Raw genomic sequence first — 15,286 nt, 5'->3', positions numbered from 1 at the left:
ATGACCACGCGACTGGCCAGGTTCCAGAACAGCCGCAACGCCCTCGGCTTCATGTTCATGTTGCCGGCGGCGGTGCTGCTGCTGCTGTTCCTGACCTATCCGCTCGGCCTGGGCACCTGGCTCGGCTTCACCGACGCCAAGGTGGGCCGGCCGGGCGAGTGGATCGGGCTCGAGAACTACATCTTCCTGTGGGGCGATGCGGTCACCCGGCTGGCGCTCTTCAACACGCTCTTCTACACGGTGGTGGCGAGCGTGTTCAAGTTCCTGCTGGGCCTGTGGCTGGCGGTGCTGCTGAACAAGAACATCCGCTTCAAGACCTTTTTCCGGGCCGTGATCCTGCTGCCCTACATCGTGCCGACCGCGCTGTCGGCGATCGCCTTCTGGTGGATCTACGACTCGCAGTTCTCGATCATCAGCTGGGGGCTCATGAAGCTGGGGCTGATCGATCACTACATCGACTTTCTCGGCGATCCGTGGAATGCGCGCTTCGCGGTGATCGCGGCCAACGTCTGGCGCGGCGTGCCCTTCGTGGCGATCACGCTGCTGGCCGGACTGCAGACGATCTCGCCCTCGTACTACGAGGCCTCGGCGATCGACGGCGCAACACCGTGGCAGCAGTTCCGCCACGTCACGCTGCCGCTGCTGACCCCGATCATTGCGGTGGTGATGACCTTCTCGGTGCTGTTCACCTTCACCGATTTCCAGCTGATCTACGTGATCACGCGCGGCGGCCCCCTGAACGCCACGCACCTGATGGCGACGCTGTCGTTCCAGCGCGCGATCTCGGGCGGCGCGCTGGGCGAGGGCGCGGCGATCGCGATCGCGATGGTGCCCTTCCTGCTGGGCTGCATCATGTTCAGCTACTTCGGCCTTCAAAGACGGGCCTGGCAAAAATGAGCAAATCCGGCCAGATCGATGTCGTCGGCATGAGCTATCTCGATACCGTGCCGCGCAAGGCGGTCACGGTGTACCTGCCGCTGGTGGTGTTCCTGATCGTGCTGCTGTTTCCGTTCTACTGGATGGCGATCACGGCGGTGAAGCCCGAGGTCGAGCTGCTGTCGCGCGAGGGCAATCCGTTCTGGGTCATCGCGCCGACGCTCGCGCATTTCCACAAGCTGCTGTTCGAGACCGCCTATCCGCAATGGCTGTGGAACACGGTGCTGGTGTCGGTGGTGTCGACCTTCGGCTCTCTCGTGGTGTCGGTGCTGGCGGCCTACGCGATCGAGCGGCTGCGCTTCAAGGGCGCGCGCCAGACCGGGCTGGCGATCTTCCTGGCCTACCTGGTGCCGCCGTCGATCCTGTTCATTCCGCTGGCCAACGTGGTCTTCAACCTCGGGCTGTTCGACACCCGCTGGGCGCTGGTCCTGACCTACCCGACTTTCCTGATCCCGTTCTGCACATGGCTCCTGATGGGCTACTTCCGGTCGATCCCGGCCGAACTCGAGGAGTGCGCGCTGATCGACGGTGCCAATCGTTGGCAGATCCTGGTCAAGATCGTGCTGCCGCTCGCGGTGCCGGGGCTGATCTCGGCCGGCATCTTCGCCTTCACGCTGTCATGGAACGAGTTCATCTACGCGTTGACGTTCGTATCGTCGTCGGAGATCAAGACGCTGCCGGTGGGTGTCGTCACGGAACTGGTGCAGGGCGACGTCTACCAGTGGGGGCCGCTGATGGCCGGCGCGCTGCTGGGCTCGCTGCCGGTGGCCTTCATCTACTCGTTCTTCGTCGAGTACTACGTGTCGGGGTTGACCGGGTCGGTCAAGGAGTGAGGTCGGCTGCGGGGCTGAGGCGTGCGCGTCGGCGGTGGGCGGTATGCCCTGGGCCGGCCGACGTCACCGGCCGCTTCGCGGCTGCCCTGCGCTGCTCGCGGTACGCGGGGTCCGCGCAAACTCGCTTCGCTCAAACACGCGCGGCCCTTTTTCCGCGCACCGCTGCGCTGCTCGGCGGTGCCTCAACGGCCGGCCCAGGGCATACCGCCCACCACCGCTGACACGCTGGGGTTGCATCGGCGTTGGAGACGCCGAGATCGCTTGCACACCCGCACCGCTTGCCGGGCGCCCTTCGAAGCGCCGAGCCATCTCAAAAAACATCCACCTCCACATACAACCGCGTCATCCGCGCCCCGCGCCGTTTCGCAGTCGCCGAAAGCTCTTCGTCCGTGCGCACCACGTAGCCCCGCTCGGTGGTCGCCTTGCCGAGCGCCGTGACCAGCGCGTCGAGCGGGATGTCGCCCCACTTCTTCTTCAGCGCCATGGCGTGGTCGACCGGGATCACCGCGACGTCGAGGGCCGTCATGCGCTCGAGCCCGCCGGCCTTCAGGGTCGCGTTGTGGCTGCCGTGGTGGCCGACCTTGTAGTAGACGGTGCGCGCGAGCAGGTCCGGGCCGGTGACCGGCTTGCCGCCGACACGCCACTTGCAGTCGCTCCACGTGAGCCAGTTGCCGACCTGGGCGTCGGCGGCGAACAGCAGCACGCCGACATCGTCGAGGTCGATCGCCAGCACGAGGCTGGTGTTGTTGGTCATGCTGTCCAGCGCCAGCGCGAGTTCGGAAGCGTCGTCCATCCAGGCGACATCGATGCGGCGCCAGGCCTCGTCGTTCCAGTAGCGCTGCTGGAAGAAAGACGTGCTCTGCGCCACCCGGTTCGGGATCCGGAACGCATTCGAGAACGGCTGTTGCTCGGGGTTCGCCAACGCCTGGCCGATGCTCCGCTCGGCCGCCGCGAGCGCCATGCCGTAGGTCTCGGGCGCCGTGGCGCTCGGCAGCGTCTTCTTGAGCATCTTCATGTCGCGCGGCGGACCCAGCGTGTAGATGCGGCCGCGGAAACCGTCGAGCTCGACCGGCAGGTCCTTCGGGTCGCAATAGCGCGGCCGGGCCACCTTGGCGCGCACCAGTTCGAGCGCCGAGGCGGTGGTGGTCCGTGCGGCGGCGCCGAAGAAGTCGAGCAGCGACGTCAGCAGGGTCGGCTCGCCATCGCCGCCGCCAGCGAGCTGCATCCGGACGGCCGCGGCCCGCAGCAGCGCGAGGGCGTTGTCGCGCTCGCCGCGCAGCTGCTTCGCGTCGGCGTCCTTCGGGTCCTCGGTCCAGCCCAGCCAGACCGCGCCGACCTTGAGTTTGGCGAACGACTCGGCGGCCTGGGCGAAACCCGAGACATGGTCCCAGTGCTCGTGGGTCGCGACCAGCAGGTCGATGCTGCCGCCGGTGGCGGCCAGGATGTCGTCCATCACCTCGGTCATCACCGCGCCGGCGTTCGCCGTGCCGAGGATCACGCCGCAGTCGATCATGATCTGGTACTTGGCCTTCCGGGCACCGTAGAGCGTCACCAGGTGGCAGTCGCCGAGGCCGTGGCGGTAGGTCCGCACCGTGGCGCGCGGCGGCTTCTTGCTCGGCGTCGGGGTCTTCTTGGCGGCGGCCATGGTGTGTCCCGTCTCAGTGGGCGCGGTGCAGCAGCGCGAAAGGCTCGGCGTCGTGCGTGGCCAGCCCCGAATAGCTGTTGGGCTGGGCCGCCCGGCGGTCCGCCCACAGCGCCTGCTGCGCCGAGACCCGTGCCTGCTGGTCGACCCGCTTGCGCACCAGGTAGGTGATGGCGCCCTTGCCGATGTCGAACAGCAGGGTGGCGCCGGCGCGGAACACCATGCCGGTGCCGTCGTCGGCATGCAGCGACTGGGTCAGTTCGATCACCAGCTGCGACAGCAGCTGGCCGTCGGGGCCGACCCGGTGCAGCGGGCGGATCGAGTGCACCTCGATGCCGTGCAGCGTGCAGGGCACGGCGGTGCCGTCCGTGCCGGCGAGCGAGACGGGGGCCGGCGCGCTGCGGCGCAGGCCGAGCACCGCGAGCTCGTCGTCGTCGACGACCTCCGGGTCGACCAGCCATCCATGCAGCAGCGCGGCGTTGGCGCGCGCGTCCGTCCAGGCCGCTTCGCGGTCGACCTGCAGGTCCCAGTTCAGCTGCAGCCCGGCGAGCTGGCGTTCCAGGCGCGGGAAGGGCGCCGGCGGCGGCTCCCAGGCGATGGTGTCGACCGACAGCGTGCGCACGTTCTCGGGGTAGATGCCGCGCGCCGCGAAGGCCGAGACGAAGGCGACCCGGTAGCCGAGCGGATCGTGATGCACCAGGTCGCGGTCGGCCGTGACCAGCGCCCGCAGGTAGTCGCCGAAAGTGATGTCGACCGGCGGGCAGTAGTCGAGCGCGCGGATGCACATGCCGAGGATCTGGCTCGCCACCTTGCTCGCGACCTCGGTCAGCGCATCCACCAGCTGTGCCGGCAGGGCACCCTCGGGCAGCACTTCCGAGCCATGGGTGGCGAGCCGGATCGGCACCTGCGCACGCCGCGTGTAGATCTTCAGGAAGGCGTCGAAGACCGCCGACACCAGCACCGCGCCGCGCGCGTGGGCCTCGGTCGAGCGCTGGTAGTCGCCCTTGTCGGGCGGGGCCGCGGGCTGCCAGACGTTCTGGCCGGTGGCCTCGTCCCGGACCTCCTTGCCGATCGCCTGGCGCAGCGCGCCATAGTGGCCGGTGGCATTGCCGAACTGCACCGCCAGCTTGGCCAGCAGGGTCGGCTGGAACAGGTCGCCACGGGCCCGGGCGACCGCTTCGCGCAGCGAGTCGCCCATCGAGAAATGCTGGAACAGCGCGACGATGTCGGCAAAGGCTTCGTGGAAGGCCAGCACGTCGGGGTTGGTCGCCTCCCGGAAGCGCCGGTGCAGGCCGTCGAGCAGCGCATGGGTGGTCTCGTGGGCCACGATGTCGTGCGACAGGGCGGTAAAGACGTATTCCGACGGCGCCCCGCTGGTCGCCGCGCTCGACGCGAAGTAGCCGAGCAGCAAGGCCTTGCGCTCGGGGCTGTAGTAGGCGTTCTCGGCCCGCAGGGCATGCGGATGGATGCGCAACCGGCGCACGAAGCGCTCGGACTGCGGGCCGGCCCGCGGTGCCCACAGCGCCACCCGGCCCAGCGCTTTCTCGAAATGGTCGATGGTGCGCATGGCGACCGCGTAGACCATCTGCTGGTGGAACTGCGGGTTGGCCTCCGAGGGGCGCAGGCCGTCGGTCGCCAGGAGGCGCGGATCGTCGAGATCGACCGGGGCGTAGCAGCAGCCGCTGGCCGGATCGACGTCGACCACCTCGAGGTATTCGCCGACCGGGCCGGGCTGCAGCTTCGCCTCCCAGCGCACCTCGGCCACGGTCTCGTTGAGGCCGACCGTGTCGAGGTCGCGGCCCAGCGAAGGGTCGTAGGCGTAGATGCGCAGCCGCCGCGCGGCCGGTGTCGGCGGCTGCGGCGCCAGGGCGTGCTGCAGGTGCAGGGCCTCGATGCGGCTCAGCCGCTGCGGCGGGATCGGCAGGCCCGGGTCGGGCGCGGGATGCGACTGCAGGGCCGCCCGCAGCGCCTGCGAGGCCCGCGGATGGTTGCGCAGGGCTTCCAGCACGGCCATCCGTTCGGGCCCGGTGAGCGACAGCGGGTCGACCGCGGGCTCGGGCAGGATGCGCTCGATCGCCGAGCACTGGGACAGCTGCAGGGCCTCCAGCTCCAGCATCGCCTGCGCCGGTGTGGCCTGGGCCTGCAGGCCGAGCCCGGTGAGCACCTTGAACAGCGGGAAGGAGGCGTTGTCGGGCGCCTCCGCCTTCAGTGCGGCTTCGGCCTCGGGCTCGACGGCGAGCGCCTTCACGACCTGCAGGCAGCCGCGCCCGAACCTGACCGGGTCGCCGTCGCCGGCGCTGTCGAACAGCGCCCGGCGCACGGCCTCGACCCGCATCCAGGGCTGCGTGTAGCGGCCGCACGCGGCCTTGTTCTTTTGCAGCCAAGTCGCGGCGGCGGCTGCGATCTGCGGCGTGGCCGCGGAGGTGCCGGCCCCGTCGAGGTCGACCACCGTGCCGCAGCCGAGCTTGGCCCACGGCACGTTCGGCGTGTAGGCCGCCATGGCGGTGCGCATCTTGCTCGCCGGCCCGTAGTTGCCGGCCATCTTCGAGGCCGGCAGGTCGGCGTAGGGCTGGTGGTCGGCCATCACGCCGCAGGCCGCGATGACGCGGTTGAACCGCGCCGGGTAGACGACATGGTGCGTCGGCAGGTTGCCGAAGTTGTTGCCGGCCGCGGCCACCACCACCACCCCGGCCTCGTAGAGCGCGTTGACCGCATCGGCCCAGGCGCTGCTCGCGAGGCCGCCCATGCTCAGCGTCACGACATCGACGGCGGTCGCCGGTGTCGCGCACAGCGCGTGCACATGGTCGAGCGCCTGCGCGATCGCGCTGTTGCGGAACAGCACCACGCGGTCGGCGACGCGCAGCGGCACCACCCGGGCGAATGGAGCCGCGCCGAGGCGGGGCAGGCCGCCGGCCGGTGACCCGGCCAGCAGGCTCAGCGTGCCGGTGCCGTGGCCGCGGTTGTTGAACACGCCCGAGGCCGTGTCGGTGGCGTCCGTGGGCGCCTGGTCGTCGACGAAGTTGCGCTGCAGCTCGGTCTCGAGCAGGGCCGGGCGGCTCTGGTGCGCGGGATCGAAGCCGGTGTCCAGGTGGGCGATGCGCACGCGCTGGTCGGCGGGCGGCAGCGTCAGGTCCGCGAGCGCGCGGGCGAACTCCGAATGGCCGTCGTCCTGGTGCCAGAGGGGGTCGTCCGCGCCGGGATAGCCGCTGCTTCCGGTCTTCTGGGCGACGGGCTCGCACGAAGCGGTCAGCGCCAGGGCTTCGGCCTCGGGCGAGCCGGTGATCCAGGATTGGGGGAAGTCCGGCTCGGCGAACTCGGGCAGGGCGGCGCCCGCCAGGCCGAGGCCCTGGGTGACCATCGCGTGGCAGACGTCCCAGGGGTTGCCGGCGTCGAGCGCCAGCGCCGGCTCGACGATGTGCCAGCTGGCGCCGGCCGCCAGTCCCAGCCCGGTCGGGGCGCCGATGCTCTGGAACAGCGGCCGGATGTGCAGCGGCACGGCGGCGCCGGACAGCTGCACCGAGGCCTGGCCTGCGGGGGCTCGCATCTTGACGAGAAATCGCTGCGGCTGGGCCATCGGTTTTCCCGCTGGAATGAAGCGATGGTTGTACTCCCTGGCGGGCGCTGCGCCCCTCTGCCAAATGGTCGAGTGAGTCGCCGCGCCGCAACGGCGCTGCCCGTGCAAAAGTAATAGCCTCTGCCTGTCGTCATCCAGGAGTATTCAAAGCCATGTCCGGAACAACCCCGCTGCCGCCCCAAGGCCTGCGCCCGACGCACGCGCAGATGCTGCGCCACCTGCGTCGCTCCAACGAGGTGGCGCTGCGCGCCGTCGCACTCGGGCACCATCCCTTCGGTGCCGTGCTGGTCGGCCCCGACCAGGAGACCGTGCTGCTGGAGCAATGCAACATCGACACGGTCAACCACGCCGAGTCCACGCTGGCGCGGGTGGCGGCGACCAACTTCACGCCCGAATTCCTGTGGGGCTGCACGCTCTACACGGCGGTCGAGCCCTGCTGCATGTGTGCCGGAACGGCCTACTGGGCCAACATCGGGCGCGTGGTGTTCGCGATGACCGAGGCCGAGTTGCTGGCGGAGACCGGCAGCCATGCCGAGAACCCGACCATGAGCCTGTCGTCGCGCCATGTCTTCGACCACGGCCAGAAGCCGGTGGAGCTGATCGGCCCGGTCACCGAGATCGCGCAGGAGACGATCGCGATGCAGCGCGCGTTCTGGGCCAGCCGCTGACGCAGCGGCCGGGAACCGGGGGACCGCCGCGGTGTCCAACCAGGCCTGTTGTCGACAGGAGACGCCATGCCTCGACTGCTCGTTCCCACGCTCGCCGCGCTGCTCGTGGCCGGCGCCTCCGCGCAGGCCACCGCGCCAGCGTTGTCGGTCGTCTTCGTGCATCCGGAGCGCTTCACCGATGCCGCCTACTCGCATCCCAACGGCAGCGAGCCCGAGCGGCTCGAAGTCATGCGCGACGTCCAGCGCCACCTGGTGCAGCTGGCCGAGCGCGGCCTGCCGCCCGGCGACAGCCTGCGCATCGAGGTGCTGAACATCGATTTGGCCGGCTGGTTCGAGCCCTGGCGCTTCCGCCTCCAGACCGGCACCTACATCCGCATCCTGCGCGACATCACCTGGCCGCGGATGCGGCTGCACTACACGCTGACCCGCGGCGACCGCTTGCTGGCGGACGCCGACGACGAGCTGTCCAACCTCAACTACCTCATGACGGTCAATCGCTATTCGCCCACCGATCGGCTGCGTTACGAGAAGGCGATGATGGACGACTGGTTCGACCGGCGCATCGTCGCCCGGGCGTCCCAGGACTGACACCGCCCTATTCGCAGAGCCGGCGGATCTCCGGCGGGATCGGCACCGCCCGGATGCCGCCGCCTTCGCGGGCGGCGGCGAAGATGCGAACCTCCTCGCATTCGAGGATCAGGTCCTCGCCGCGCGTCACGCGGTAGGTCTGCACGAAGCTCTTCTCGCGCCACTCGCGGATCGCGGCCGCGATCTGCAGCGTGTCGCCGTAGCTGGCGCTCTTGACGAAGCGGGTGTGGGTGTCGACCAGCGGCGTGCCGATCACGCCCAGCGTGCGCGCCGTTTCCTCCCAGCGCGGCACGCCGCGCTCGGCGAAGAAGTGGCGCGATGCGGCGTCGATCCAGCGGAAGAAGTTGGGGAACCAGACGATGCCGGCGGGGTCGCAGTCGCCGAATTCGACGCGGACGGTGTAGGTGACTTCAGGGTTCATGGTGGTGAGAGTCTATGCATCCTGGACGGCGTTCAACGCAGGTAGGCCTGCACCAGTGACACCCAGTAGCTCGCGGTGCTCGGCAGGATCTCGTCGTTGAAGTCGTAGCCGGTGTTGTGCACCATGCAGCCCGGACCGCCGCCGGGCTTGCCGTCGCCGTTGCCGACGATGAAGTAGCTGCCCGGCACCGCGTCCAGCATGAAGGCGAAATCGTCGCTGGCCTGCAGCGGCGCCATGTCCGGGATCAACGCCTTCTCGCCCATCGAGGCCAGCGCCACCTGGCGCGCGAAGTCGGTGGCCGCCGTATCGTTCACGCAGGGCGGCATCTTCCATTGGTAGTCCACCACCGCGCTGGCGCCATGCACGGCCGCCTGGCCCTGGGCCATGGCGGTGATGCGCTCGCGCAGGAAGGCGCGCACCTCGGGCCTGCGCGCGCGCACCGACAGCTTGAGTTCGGCGCTGGTCGGAATCACGTTCGGCGCCTTGCCGGCGTTCATCGCGCCCACCGTGACGACCGCCATGTCGTTCGGATCGACCTCGCGCGACACCAGCGTCTGCAGCGCCAGGATCAGGTGCGCCGCGACCATGATCGGGTCGACGGTGGTGTGCGGCATCGCGCCATGGCCGCCCTTGCCCTCGATGGTGATGACGACCGTGTCCGACGAGCTGTAGATGACGCCCGGCAGGAAGCCGAACTGCCCGGCCGGAAAGCCGGGCTCGTTGTGATAGGCATAGACCGCATCGCAGGGGAAGCGTTCGAAGAGACCGTCTTCGACCATCTTCTTCGCGCCCATCAGGCCTTCCTCGGCCGGCTGGAAGATCAGGTTGAGCGTGCCGTCGAAGCCCTGCGCGGCCGCCAGCACCTGGGCCGCCGCGAGCAGGGTGGCGGTGTGGCCGTCGTGGCCGCAGGCGTGCATGGCACCCGGTTTCCGGCTGGCCCAGGACAGGCCGGTGGTCTCGGTCATCGGCAGCGCATCCATGTCGGCGCGCAGGCCCAGCCGCTTGCCGCCCTGGCCGAGCTTCAGGGTGCCGACCACGCCGGTGCCGCCCAGGCCGCGGTGCACCGCATAGCCCCAGCGCGCCAGCCGCTGGGCCACCAGGTCGCTGGTCTGGAACTCTTCGTAGCCCAGCTCGGGATTGGCATGGATCTGCCGGCGCAGGCCGACCATTTCCTCGGTCGACGCCCGGATGCCTGGGTGGATGGGAACGGAAATCATCGGAGCCGCCTTGATGCTGCAGTGGACTCGCATTTTCCACGCCAATAATGGCGGGCCCATTGGCCTCGAAATTGCTGTGCCAGAACGATGACCGATTCCACCCACGATTCCTCGCCCCTCCCGCTGACCCGCCGCCAGCTGAGCCTGGGCGCGCTGGCCCTGGCCGGCAGCCTCGCCACCTCGCGCTACGGCCGTGCGGCCACCGGCAAGGGCACGGCGGTGCTGGCCATCGACGCCGACCCGCCGACCCTGAACCTCGGCACCACCACCGACTTCGCGGCCGGAGACGTCTCGGCCAAGATCCTCGAAGGCCTGGTGTGGCTGGACCCGCAATACAACCCCAAGCCCTCGCTGGCCACCGCCTGGACGGTCTCGCCCGACGGCAAGACCTACCGCTTCACCTTGCGCCCCGGCGTCAAGTGGCATGACGGCAAGGACTTCACGAGCGCCGACGTCAAGTTCACGCTGCTCGAGGTGGTGGGCAAGCTGCATCCGCGGGCGGCGCCGGTGTTCAAGGGCCTCGGCGTCGAGGTCGACACGCCCGATGCCCTGACCGTGGTGGTGCGGCTGCAGAAGCCGTACGCGCCGCTGCTGTCGCAGATGACGGTGTTCGATGCGCCGATGCTGCCGCGCCACATCTACGAGGGCAGCAACATCGGCACCAACCCTGCGAACCAGAAGCCGGTCGGCACCGGCCCCTTCAAGTTCGGCGAATGGAAGCGCGGCGCCAGCATCAAGCTGGTGCGCAACGACCAGTACTGGGATGGCGGCAAGCCCTTCCTCGAATCGATCATCTTCCAGGTGATTCCGCAGGCGGCCAACCGGGTGCCGGCCCTGCAGACCGGCGAGATCGACGAACTGCTCGACTTCTACACGCCCAAGCCCGAAGTCCCGCGCATCCTGGCCGACAAAAACCTGGCACCGCGCCGCGGCGTGAACATTCCTGCGATCTATTTCCTGATGTTCAACACCCAGTCGCCGCTGTTCTCGAAGATCGAGGCGCGCCATGCGGCGGCGCTGGCGATCGACCGCCAGCGGCTGGTGAAGCAGGCCATGAACGGCATCGCCCGGCCGGGCGCCGGCGCCTTCGGCGACGGCTTCAAGTGGCTCTTCAACGACGAGGTGAGCTACGCGAAGAAGTACCCGCTCGACCCGGCGCGGGCCAAGGCGCTGTTCGAGAAGGCCGGCGCCAAGCCCGGCGGCACGACCTTGCGCATGCCCTTCGACGTCAGCCGCGCGCAGATGCGCGCGCAGTCGCAGATCATCCAGGACAACCTGCGCCAGATCGGCATCGAGGTGAAGCTCGAACCGCTCGAGCGTTCGGTGTACTACGACCGCGTGTTCGCCAAGCGCGACTACGACATGATGCTCGGCTCGTACTTCTCGGCCGGCGACCCGGCCATCGGCTACACCCGCCTGTACAACAGCTACACCGGGACCGCGCCCAACACCAACGCCAGCGGCTATTCGAATCCGAAGGTCGACGACCTGCTCGCCCGGGCCGCGACCGCCACCGACCGCGAGGCCCGCGCCAAGCTCTACAAGGAGCTGCAGGCGATCCTCAACGAGGACCTGCCGACCCTGGTGCTGTTCGACGAGGAGACGGTCGACACGGCGAGCAAGAAGCTCACAGGGGTCTTCCCTGCGCTCGATGCGCGCGACCAGTGGGCCGGCGTCAAGCGTCTGGACTAGTCGTCTCTCGATGTCTTCCTTCATCCTGCGGCGCCTGCTGCATGCGATCCCGCTGCTGCTCGCGGTGGTGGTGCTCAACTTCCTGCTGATCGCCTTCACGCCGGGCGACCCGATCACGCTGTTGGTGGGCGATTTCCCGGCGCCGCCCGAGTACCTCGACCAGATGCGCCGCGAGTTCGGCCTCGACCAGCCGGTGTGGGTCCAGCTGCTGCGCTACCTGGCCAAGGTGGCGCAGGGCGATTTCGGCTATTCGTTCGCCAACCAGCAGCCGGTGGCGACGCTGATCCTCGAACGCCTGGGCGCGACGCTCGAACTCACCCTGACCGCGCTCGCCTTCGCCAGCGTCATGGGCATCGTGTTCGGCGTCGTCGCGGCCCGCGCCGCCACCCGTCCTGGCCGCGGCCTGGTCGACTCGGCGATCCAGGGCGCCTCGTCTGCGGGCTACGCGATTCCCGACTTCTGGCTCGGCCAGCTGCTGATCCTGGTGTTCGCGATCTGGCTGGGATGGCTGCCGTCGCAAGGCAACAACCCGGTGCGCGGCACGCTGCCCGGCTTCGACGGCTTCGTGCAGCACCTGTCCTACCTGGTGCTGCCGGCCTTCGCGCTGTCGCTGCGCTACCTGACGCTGATCACGCGCATCACGCGGGCCGCGATGCTGGAGGTCATGAACGCCGACTTCATCCTGGCTTCGCGCTCGCGCGGCGCCTCGGAGTGGACGGTGGTGGTGGTGCACGCGCTGCGCAATGCCGCGGCGCCGGTGCTCACGGTCATCGGCTACAACGTCGGCTTCGTGCTCGCCGGCTCGGCCCTGATCGAGGCCGTGTTCGCCTGGCCCGGCATCGGGCGGCTGCTCTACGAATCGATCTCCAAGCGCGACTATCCGGTGATGCTGGCGATCCTGTTGATGGTGTCGGTCACGGTGGTGATCGCCAACCTGGTCACCGACATCGTCCACCGATGGATCGATCCCCGGATCGAACGCGCATGAGCGACCCGACCCAACTGACGATGACGCCCCCCGCGGTGGGCACGCCCTTCCAGAAGGCCGGCTTCCGGCGGCGCCTGCTGCGGCGGCCGACGACGCTGCTCGCGCTGGCCTTCCTCGCGCTGCTGTTCGGGCTGGCCGTGTTCGCGCCGCTGGCCACCGGCCACGACCCGCTCGGCGGCGGCGACAGCGCGCTGCTCGAACCGCTGTCGCCGGGCCACTGGCTCGGCACCGACGACCTGGGCCGCGACATCTGGGCCCGGGTGGTCTTCGGCAGCCGCATCTCGCTGACCGTCGGCGTTCTGAGCGCGCTGATCGCGGTGGTCGTCGGCGTCGTGGTTGGCGCGCTGGCGGGCTACTTCGGCGGCTGGCTCGACACCTTGCTGATGCGCATCGCCGAGTTCTTCCAGACGCTGCCGCGCTTCGTGGTGGCGCTGATCGTCATCGCGCTGTTCGGCACCAGCGTGCTGAAGATGATCGTGGTGATTGCGGCGCTGTCATGGCCGCAGCTGGCGCGGGTGGTGCGGGCCTCGGTGGCCGCGCTGGCGCAATCGCAGTTCGTCGACGCGGCGCGGGTGGCGGGCATGGGCCACGGCGCGATCATCGTGCGCGAGATCCTGCCCAACGTGGCGGCGCCGATCATCGTGCTGGGCTCGCTCGACATCGCGATGGCCATCCTGATCGAGGCCAGCCTGAGCTTCTTCGGCCTCGGCGATCCGAACCACGTGTCCTGGGGCGCGATGCTCAACGACGCCCAGCAGTACCTGCGCAGCGCCTGGTGGATGTCGGCCTTCCCGGGCCTCGCGATCGCGCTCACCGTGCTGTCGTTCAATGTCTTCGGCGACGCGCTCAACGACGCCCTGAATCCGCGAGGCCCGAAATGAGCGATTCGGAACTGCTGCTCGACGTGCGCGGGCTGTCGGTCGACATCGGGCAGGGCGCGGCCGCGCTGCGGGTGGTCAACGACCTGTCGGTCACGGTGCGCCGCGGCGAGGCCGTGGGCCTGGTCGGCGAATCGGGCTCGGGCAAGTCGATGACGGCCTTCGCGCTGATGAACCTCTTTCCGTCGCCGCTGGCGCGGGTGGCCGCCGGGCAGGTCCTGCTCGAAGGCCGCGACCTGGCCCGGCTGCCGGCCGCCGAACTGCGGGCGGTGCGCGGCGCCCGCGTGGGCATGGTGTTCCAGGACCCCACCAGCTACCTCGATCCGCTGATGCCGGTCGGCCGCCAGATCGCCGAGCCGCTGCGCGCGCACGGACGCACCGACGGGTTGGAGGCGCGCGTCCTCGAATTGCTCGACATGATGGAATTGCCGCACGCCGCACGGGTCGCGCGCCAGTACCCGCACGAACTCTCGGGCGGCATGCGCCAGCGGATCCTGATCGCGAGCGCGCTGGCGATGCGGCCCGCGCTGCTGATCGCCGACGAGCCGACCACGGCGCTCGACGTCACGGTCCAGGCTGAAATCCTGAAGCTGCTGATGCGGCTGCGCAAGGAACTCGACCTCGGCATCCTCCTGATCACGCACGACCTGGCGGTGGTGGCCGAAACCTGCCAGCGGGTCAACGTCATGTACGCCGGCCAGGTGGTCGAGGCCAACGAGGTCGGGTCGCTGTTCGCGGCGCCGCGCCATCCCTACACGCAGGGCCTGCTGGCCAGCATCCTGAGTCCGCAGTCGCGCGCCCATTCGCTGTTCTCGATCCCGGGCAGCGTGCCGATCGCCGGCCACTGGCCCGCAGGCTGCCGCTTTCATCCGCGCTGTCCGATCGCCCGTGCCGGCCTTTGCGACAGCGGCACGCCGGCGCTGCGAACCCGGGGCGCCGGTGCCGACCGCTGCCTGCGCAGCGACGAAGCGCTGGCCGCCGATGCCTGGCAACGCAACGAGGCCGCGGCATCATGAACGAAGCGACTCCGGTACTGCTCGAAGCCCGTGAGCTCAGCCGCCTGTTCCCGGTGCGCGCGAGCGGCGGGCTGTTCCGCGCCCGGCAGATGCAGCGCGCGGTCGACCGCGTCTCGCTGTCGATCCGCGCCGGCGAGGTGCTGGCCCTGGTCGGCGAAAGCGGCAGCGGCAAGACCACGCTCGGGCGCATGCTGCTGGGCCTCACGGCGCCGAGCGAAGGCACCATCCTCTACAAGGGCATGGACGTCGCGACCCGCTCCGGCGAGGCGGCGCGCAGCTTTCGCCGCGAGGTGCAGGTGGTGTTCCAGGACACTGGCGGTTCGCTCAATCCGCGCCGCACCATCGGCCAGAGCGTCGCCCTGCCGCTGACCTGGCACCGCGGGCTAGACGCCCGCGCGGCGGCGGTCGAGGTCGATGCGCTGCTGGAGCAGGTCGGCCTCGCGGCCGCGCACTTCCGCCACCGCCTGCCGCACGAGCTCTCGGGCGGCCAGCGCCAGCGGGTCGGCATCGCCCGCGCACTGGCATCGAATCCGGCGCTGATCGTGGCCGACGAGCCGGTCTCGGCGCTCGACGTCTCGGTGCGGGCGCAGATCCTCAAGCTGATGTTCGACCTGCAGCGGGAGCGCCAGCTGGCCTATCTCTTCATCACCCATGACCTCGGCGTGGTGCGTGCCATGGCCGACCGCGTGATGGTGATGCACCAGGGCCGGGTGGTGGAGAGCGGCGACGCCGACGCGGTGCTGAATGCGCCGCGCGACCCCTACACCCAGCGCCTGCTGGCCGCCACGCCGGTGCCCGATCCGTCGCGTCAGCTCGCGCCACAGCGGACTTGA

13 protein-coding genes are annotated in these 15,286 nt (G+C 69.6%); 9 read left to right on the top strand and 4 right to left on the bottom strand.

Going from position 1 to position 15,286, the window contains the following annotated elements; all coding sequences use genetic code 11:
• Complete coding sequence (locus QTI17_RS26500) at positions 1–897, top strand: carbohydrate ABC transporter permease (protein WP_286529669.1); 897 nt, start codon at positions 1–3, stop codon at positions 895–897.
• A complete protein-coding gene (locus QTI17_RS26495) occupies positions 894–1,769 on the top strand; it encodes a carbohydrate ABC transporter permease (protein ID WP_478142516.1) in 876 nt (291 codons plus the stop codon). The genes QTI17_RS26500 and QTI17_RS26495 overlap by 4 nt, the downstream gene beginning before the upstream one ends.
• A gap of 310 nt (positions 1,770–2,079) precedes the next feature.
• Here the strand turns inward: QTI17_RS26495 and QTI17_RS26490 are convergent, their stop codons facing one another.
• On the bottom strand, positions 2,080–3,414 hold the full coding sequence (locus QTI17_RS26490; RefSeq protein WP_286536660.1) for a ComEC/Rec2 family competence protein: 1,335 nt from the start codon (positions 3,412–3,414) through the stop codon (positions 2,080–2,082).
• A 13-nt stretch (positions 3,415–3,427) separates the two neighbouring features.
• The gene (locus QTI17_RS26485; RefSeq protein WP_286536659.1) at positions 3,428–6,985 is read right to left on the bottom strand and encodes a S8 family serine peptidase; all 3,558 of its coding nucleotides are present in this window, start codon (positions 6,983–6,985) and stop codon (positions 3,428–3,430) included.
• A gap of 152 nt (positions 6,986–7,137) precedes the next feature.
• Between QTI17_RS26485 and QTI17_RS26480 the strand changes: the two genes are divergently transcribed.
• Together QTI17_RS26480 and QTI17_RS26475 are read left to right on the top strand one after the other, a co-directional pair.
• Complete coding sequence (locus QTI17_RS26480; RefSeq protein WP_286527791.1) at positions 7,138–7,653, top strand: nucleoside deaminase; 516 nt, start codon at positions 7,138–7,140, stop codon at positions 7,651–7,653.
• Between the two features lie 66 nt (positions 7,654–7,719).
• The gene (locus QTI17_RS26475; protein ID WP_286536658.1) at positions 7,720–8,241 is read left to right on the top strand and encodes a DUF3016 domain-containing protein; all 522 of its coding nucleotides are present in this window, start codon (positions 7,720–7,722) and stop codon (positions 8,239–8,241) included.
• Positions 8,242–8,248: 7 nt separating this feature from the next.
• Here QTI17_RS26475 and QTI17_RS26470 read toward each other — a convergent pair whose 3' ends face one another.
• The gene (locus tag QTI17_RS26470; protein WP_286527789.1) at positions 8,249–8,662 is read right to left on the bottom strand and encodes an acyl-CoA thioesterase; all 414 of its coding nucleotides are present in this window, start codon (positions 8,660–8,662) and stop codon (positions 8,249–8,251) included.
• Between the two features lie 32 nt (positions 8,663–8,694).
• On the bottom strand, positions 8,695–9,879 hold the full coding sequence (locus QTI17_RS26465; RefSeq protein ID WP_286536657.1) for a M20 aminoacylase family protein: 1,185 nt from the start codon (positions 9,877–9,879) through the stop codon (positions 8,695–8,697).
• Between the two features lie 87 nt (positions 9,880–9,966).
• Here QTI17_RS26465 and QTI17_RS26460 point away from each other — a divergent pair, with 87 nt between their 5' ends.
• The 5 genes from QTI17_RS26460 to QTI17_RS26440 are packed head-to-tail and all read left to right on the top strand — an operon-like array spanning position 9,967 to position 15,286.
• Positions 9,967–11,571: an ABC transporter substrate-binding protein gene (locus tag QTI17_RS26460; protein WP_286536656.1), complete on the top strand. Its 1,605-nt coding sequence runs from the start codon at positions 9,967–9,969 to the stop codon at positions 11,569–11,571.
• Positions 11,572–11,581: 10 nt separating this feature from the next.
• A complete protein-coding gene (locus QTI17_RS26455) occupies positions 11,582–12,559 on the top strand; it encodes an ABC transporter permease (RefSeq protein WP_286536655.1) in 978 nt (325 codons plus the stop codon).
• Entirely contained in the window at positions 12,556–13,440 is an 885-nt protein-coding gene (locus tag QTI17_RS26450) for an ABC transporter permease (protein ID WP_286536654.1), read from the top strand. The genes QTI17_RS26455 and QTI17_RS26450 overlap by 4 nt, the downstream gene beginning before the upstream one ends.
• Positions 13,437–14,453: an ABC transporter ATP-binding protein gene (locus QTI17_RS26445; protein WP_286536653.1), complete on the top strand. Its 1,017-nt coding sequence runs from the start codon at positions 13,437–13,439 to the stop codon at positions 14,451–14,453. The genes QTI17_RS26450 and QTI17_RS26445 overlap by 4 nt, the downstream gene beginning before the upstream one ends.
• Entirely contained in the window at positions 14,450–15,286 is an 837-nt protein-coding gene (locus QTI17_RS26440; protein WP_286536652.1) for an ATP-binding cassette domain-containing protein, read from the top strand. The genes QTI17_RS26445 and QTI17_RS26440 overlap by 4 nt, the downstream gene beginning before the upstream one ends.

The organism is Variovorax sp. J31P179, from assembly GCF_030316985.1.
Taxonomy (GTDB): Bacteria; Pseudomonadota; Gammaproteobacteria; order Burkholderiales; family Burkholderiaceae_C; genus Variovorax; species Variovorax ginsengisoli_B.
The sequence above is the reverse complement of the archived record's forward strand: the minus strand, read 5'-3'. Positions and strand labels throughout refer to the sequence as shown.

What these genes read in the sequence shown, in the direction of transcription:
- QTI17_RS26455 (WP_286536655.1), top strand. Translation starts at nt 11,582, where the DNA reads ATGTCTTCCTTCATCCTGCGGCGCCTGCTGCATGCGATCCCGCTGCTG.
- QTI17_RS26445 (WP_286536653.1), top strand. Translation starts at nt 13,437, where the DNA reads ATGAGCGATTCGGAACTGCTGCTCGACGTGCGCGGGCTGTCGGTCGAC.
- QTI17_RS26475 (WP_286536658.1), top strand. Translation starts at nt 7,720, where the DNA reads ATGCCTCGACTGCTCGTTCCCACGCTCGCCGCGCTGCTCGTGGCCGGC.
- QTI17_RS26500 (WP_286529669.1), top strand. Translation starts at nt 1, where the DNA reads ATGACCACGCGACTGGCCAGGTTCCAGAACAGCCGCAACGCCCTCGGC.
- QTI17_RS26495 (WP_478142516.1), top strand. Translation starts at nt 894, where the DNA reads ATGAGCAAATCCGGCCAGATCGATGTCGTCGGCATGAGCTATCTCGAT.
- QTI17_RS26450 (WP_286536654.1), top strand. Translation starts at nt 12,556, where the DNA reads ATGAGCGACCCGACCCAACTGACGATGACGCCCCCCGCGGTGGGCACG.
- QTI17_RS26465 (WP_286536657.1), bottom strand. Translation starts at nt 9,879, where the DNA reads ATGATTTCCGTTCCCATCCACCCAGGCATCCGGGCGTCGACCGAGGAA.
- QTI17_RS26490 (WP_286536660.1), bottom strand. Translation starts at nt 3,414, where the DNA reads ATGGCCGCCGCCAAGAAGACCCCGACGCCGAGCAAGAAGCCGCCGCGC.
- QTI17_RS26480 (WP_286527791.1), top strand. Translation starts at nt 7,138, where the DNA reads ATGTCCGGAACAACCCCGCTGCCGCCCCAAGGCCTGCGCCCGACGCAC.
- QTI17_RS26440 (WP_286536652.1), top strand. Translation starts at nt 14,450, where the DNA reads ATGAACGAAGCGACTCCGGTACTGCTCGAAGCCCGTGAGCTCAGCCGC.
- QTI17_RS26485 (WP_286536659.1), bottom strand. Translation starts at nt 6,985, where the DNA reads ATGGCCCAGCCGCAGCGATTTCTCGTCAAGATGCGAGCCCCCGCAGGC.
- QTI17_RS26460 (WP_286536656.1), top strand. Translation starts at nt 9,967, where the DNA reads ATGACCGATTCCACCCACGATTCCTCGCCCCTCCCGCTGACCCGCCGC.
- QTI17_RS26470 (WP_286527789.1), bottom strand. Translation starts at nt 8,662, where the DNA reads ATGAACCCTGAAGTCACCTACACCGTCCGCGTCGAATTCGGCGACTGC.